This is a genomic window from Actinoplanes sp. NPDC051633, from assembly GCF_040681735.1.
Classification (GTDB): domain Bacteria; phylum Actinomycetota; class Actinomycetes; order Mycobacteriales; family Micromonosporaceae; genus Actinoplanes.
This window is the reverse complement of the sequence record NZ_JBFAZH010001090.1, coordinates 1-2,597: the sequence shown is the minus strand read 5'-3', so window position 1 is coordinate 2,597 and position 2,597 is coordinate 1. Positions and strand designations below refer to the sequence as shown.

Genomic DNA, 2,597 nt, shown 5'->3' with positions numbered 1-2,597 from the left:
GAATCCGCCGAACCCTACATCTCCCGCCACCCCGACGACATCGCCCGCTACTTCACCGGCCTCGACCTCATCGAACCCGGCGTTATCTCCAGCAGCCGGTGGCGGCCCACCACCGAGACCCTCCCCGACGAGGTCGACGTCTACTGCGGAGTCGCCCGCAAGCCGTGACGTACCACGAGGCGACGGTGCAGTCCTGAAGGTTGAACCACCGATCCGGGCTTGACGACGTCTCGACGTACCGTCGATCGTCGCGGCCGTTGTCCCGCAGCCACCCGCCAACACCCCGAGATGCCGGTGGCGCACAGCCAACACAACCGTTACCAGCCGACACCCAGCCGGCGCGCCTTCACTGCGGCAGATCCGGATGGTCCTCGGTGTTCTTTCACGGGCCCGCCGGCGTCATCATCAGCCCGCACGCGGCCGGAGGCCGCCCGATCGGCGCCGCCACGCGCATCGCAGACAATCTCGCGGCGTTGCAGGGGGCGGCCGCTGTATCAGGTCGTCGATCGCTGATCGAGGCATAGACGTCTGTCGGTGATCCGGCTGACAGGTTCGCGACGGGCGGCGCATCGTGAAGGTGACTCACTCGACCGTCAGGGGGCGCCATGGCCTCCCTCACCTGGCGTCGGTCGCTTCCGGCGATCTTCGCCTGCACACTGGCTTTCCTGGCCACCGCGACACCGGTCGCGGCAGCGGAGTCCGCCGTGCCGGCCCCGGCGGATCCCTACGCTCCGAGGGTCATACCTGAGAAGGCCATTCCGGGGACCATCGTCCAGGTGACCTTCCCGGCCGACGCGGATGGGCGCTTCATAACCGGATGTGTCGCGGCCTTCGAGGTTGTGTCCGATCCGGTCGCGGCACGCTGTTCCGACGGTGCCGTGGAGCGGACGGTCGAGCTGAGGGTTCCGCCGAAGACCACGGGCCTGCTGTGGGCGGTGTTCACTACCGGCCGGGAGAGGCCACGCGGCAGGATCGAGTTCGTCGTGCTGCCGCCGGCGGAGGTGGCCGTGGTCCCGGCGCGGGCGCAGCGGCGGGAGACGATCGAGGTCCGCTTCCGCGCTCTCGGGGGCGTCCTGGCCGGCTGCCGGGCAGGCTTCGCGTTCACGAAGGAACGGACGGCGTGCGAGGGCGCCGGCCGGAGCTGGGTGGCCCGCCTGGCCGTGCCGGAGGACGCGCCGCCTGGGCCGACGGGCGTGGAGTGGGCGGTCTGGCAGGACGACAAGCAGGTGGAGATCCCGGGGACGACGCCGTTCGAGGTGGTGCGCCCGGTTGCGCCGCCGCCTCCGGTGTTCCGCGTCGAGCCGGTGCCCGCGACGGCCGAGCCGGGCCAGGACATCGCGATCCGGTTCGCGAGCGATACGACCGGCGTGACCATCAAGACCTGCGAGGTCGTCGTCTCCGACGTGCTTCATCCCTGCGACGGTGAGCTGACCGCGACCGTGCCGGTCCCGCTCGGGCAGCCGGTTGGCCCGATGCCGGTGCTGTGGCGGGTGACCTACTCCAGCGAACGTCCGGAGGAGCCGAAGAGCGACGACGAGGGGCTGATCGCCGTCCAGGTCGAGATCGTGGAGCCGACCTTCGAAGTGCTGGTCACGCCCAGTACGGCGCTGCCCGGCGACCCGGTCACCGTGGTCTTCACCCCGGTCACCGAGGGCGTGCGGATCCTCGGCTGTCTGGCCGCCTTCCCGAACGACGCCGGCGACGAATGCCGGCAGTCCGAGGACCGCTGGCTGGCCGAGGTCACCGTGCCCTCGGACGCTCGGCCGGGCTGGAACAACTTGCGCTGGGGTGTCCAGGCCGCCGCGGCCACCGGGCGGCCGATCGCCCAGAGCAGCACCATCAGATACCGCGTATCGCCCAAGGTGGCGCCGCCGCTGGAAACCACCACCACGACCGCGCCGAGCCGGCCGGTGAAGGAGCAGCAGGTCGGGCCGGAAGAAGAGCTCGACCTGGGACCGGTCCCTAAGTTCGTGGCCGCCGCCCAGCCCGAGTCCGCCGTGGCCGGCGAGCAGGTCACCGTCTCGGTCTCCCCGGTCGAGCCCGGCGCCGAGATCACCGACTGCCTGGTGACCTTTCCCGGCGATGCCGGAGTCCAGTGCGAATATGCCGGCGGGCGGTGGTCGGCCACCGTCACCGTGCCCGCGGGAACGGCGGCCGGCGCCATGCCCCTGCGGTGGGGCGTGACCTCTCGCACCGCCGACGGCCGCCGTGGCGCGGACAACGGCATCGTCAACTATCCGGTGCGCGCGCCCGGCTCGCCGCTGCCACCCGCCTTCGACGTCCGGCCGGAGCCGGCCGCCGGGCGGTCCGGCGACCGCGTGACCGTCTCGATGTTGTCCCTTGTGGAGGGTACCGCGGTTACCGGCTGCGCGGTCGGGTTCGACGAGGGCTCCCTGGCCGCGTGCCACCCGGCGGCGAAGGGGTGGGCTGCCGATCTCGTGGTGCCCGAAGGAGCCAAGGCAGGTCCCGGCACGCTGCTGTGGCGGGTCGCGTACAAGCGGACTGGCCGGCCCGGCGCCGCGGACGGGTTGCTGACCTTCACCGTGCTGCCGCCGGAGGTCGTGAGGGCCGGCTTCCCCGGGAACCTCCTGCCGATC

General features: G+C 71.8%; 2 protein-coding genes. Both read left to right on the top strand.

Going from position 1 to position 2,597, the window contains the following annotated elements:
• Positions 1–18 precede the first annotated feature (18 nt).
• Complete coding sequence (locus AB0M20_RS37320; protein WP_364305495.1) at positions 19–168, top strand: SAM-dependent methyltransferase; 150 nt, start codon at positions 19–21, stop codon at positions 166–168.
• 710 nt (positions 169–878) lie between these two features.
• Positions 879–2,597, top strand: a 1,719-nt coding sequence (locus AB0M20_RS37315) for a hypothetical protein (protein WP_364305493.1), incomplete at its 3' end; no start/stop codon positions are given.